This window comes from Nitrosopumilus sp. b3 (assembly GCF_014078525.1).
Classification (GTDB): Archaea; Thermoproteota; Nitrososphaeria; order Nitrososphaerales; family Nitrosopumilaceae; genus Nitrosopumilus.
Genome location: NZ_MU078701.1, coordinates 1 through 1,987 on the forward strand (window position 1 = coordinate 1; position 1,987 = coordinate 1,987).

Annotated in this window: 2 protein-coding genes; both read right to left on the bottom strand. The window is 36.0% G+C overall.

Annotated elements, in window-relative coordinates:
* Positions 1–103 precede the first annotated feature (103 nt).
* Positions 104–823, bottom strand: coding sequence for an archaellin/type IV pilin N-terminal domain-containing protein (locus C6990_RS10890; protein WP_182131330.1), 720 nt, complete (start codon positions 821–823; stop codon positions 104–106).
* A 101-nt stretch (positions 824–924) separates the two neighbouring features.
* Entirely contained in the window at positions 925–1,626 is a 702-nt protein-coding gene (locus tag C6990_RS10895; RefSeq protein WP_182131332.1) for an archaellin/type IV pilin N-terminal domain-containing protein, read from the bottom strand.
* Between the last annotated feature and the right edge of the window lie 361 nt (positions 1,627–1,987).

Sequence of the window (1,987 nt, forward strand, 5' to 3'; positions counted from 1 at the left end):
CATTGATAGGATTTAGTGGTATGGGAGTATATCATGGCGTGTGTTTGCCATGATCAAACATGCAAATCCCTTCTCAAACTTCTTTATATCGAGTATGATGAAATTATCCTATATCTAATATTTCATGATTAATGTTAGGGACATCTATTTCTAGAGTGAGGATGGCGCCGCTTGAAACTATAATTTCAAAATTAATATTTTCTCGTGCTTGTGGTCTATCATCTGATGCAAACCCTATAGATAATACTGCATGCTCTCCAACATCTAAAACTTGATTTGCATTTAATCTTTTGACCCAATAGATGAATGCACTAGTTTCACTAGGAAGAGTTCCATTTACCGGATTTGCATCATTAAATGCATCAAATATAGAATCCGTTTCTAGATCTGCCTGCCTGAATGCTAAAACTGATTGCCTAAATGTATCTGCAGTGATTGGACCTAAATAGATATTGTCATATTGAACGGATGGCCCAATATATCTGATAGATACAACATCTTGTGCAAAATTTACAGAATTGCCTGACTCTGATATTTTAAGAGGAATGTTTGTTGCATTAATTTTTTTAATATTATCACATCCTGAATCTGAATCTATACATCCTACTGCAGTGATTGAACCTGATACTTTCATAGAACTACTTGATTCTTCTAATCCTGCAATGATTGTAGTCTTTGCTTTCTGTGATGTAGTAAATCCCATGTTAAGTACAACAAATGCTAAGGCTGCTGCTACGATTACAAATGCAATCATGACTATTGCAGACTCTACACCGATGACTCCACGATGAGAATGTCGCGTTCCCTTTCGTTGTAATTTCAATGTATAAAATATTGCCCAAAAGAGTATATCCTAAAGTCTGTATTATGTAAACAGACAATACAATTCATAAAAATAAAAAAATAATGAATTCACTTGATGTATTAACCCAAGTCTACTACTGATGTGGTAATTGTTGGAACTTGTCTTTCTACAGATAGTGAAGCTCCAGTTGCTGGAATGATTTCAGCTCTAATTGCATCTAGAGATGCAGGTCTGTCAGCAGCTTTGTATGCTATTGTCAATACTGCGTGTTCTCCTTGATCCAAAACCTGATTTGCTGATTGCTGTACTGACCAATAGATGAATGCTGAAGTTGCATTTGGAGAGTTTCCAGTTGTTGGATGACTAGCAATGTATCCGGAATTAATTGCCTCTGTGAGTGCAAGTGACAATGATCTATATTCTCCTCCAGTAATTGGACCTGAATAAATATCGTCATACTGAATACTATTAGAAATGTATTTTACAGCAGTAGTGGAAGCCCCTAAATCAACTTCGTCTCCTCCTGAGGTGATCTTAATTGGAAATGCAGTTGCATTTAGAACTGGTGAACTGGCACAGCCTCCTGCAGCGGTAGTACATCCAACTCCTATGACTTTACCTGCAACTTGCATGCTGCTACTTGATTCTTCTAATCCTGCAATGATTGTAGTCTTTGCTTTCTGTGATGTAGTAAATCCCATGTTAAGTACAACAAATGCTAAGGCTGCTGCTACGATTACAAATGCAATCATGACTATTGCAGACTCTACACCGATGACTCCACGATGAGAATGTCGCGTTCCCTTTAGCTGTAATTTCATTGATAGGATTTAGTGGTATGGGAGTATATCATGGCGTGTGTTTGCCATGATCAAACATGCTCTGATCTTAACTACAACGAAATAATAAATTTTCTAAACTCATTGTTTGATAATTGATACTTGATAATGCTGAATTTGAATCCATATGTTCAACCACATTACTTGTCTTTGATACTTTCATAGTACTAGATTTTTCCAATCCTGCAATAGTGGTAGTTTACCATTTGTGACGTAGTAAATTCTATTGTGAATAGTTGATAAAATGAAAAAGAATGGATATGTAGTACTTGATAAATTACCTATCCCAAATCTACTACATTAGTTGTGATTGTTGGAACTTGTCTTTCTACAGTTAACGCTG

Excerpts from the sequence above, each read along its gene's own strand:
- C6990_RS10895 (WP_182131332.1), bottom strand. The coding sequence starts at position 1,626 with ATGAAATTACAGCTAAAGGGAACGCGACATTCTCATCGTGGAGTCATC.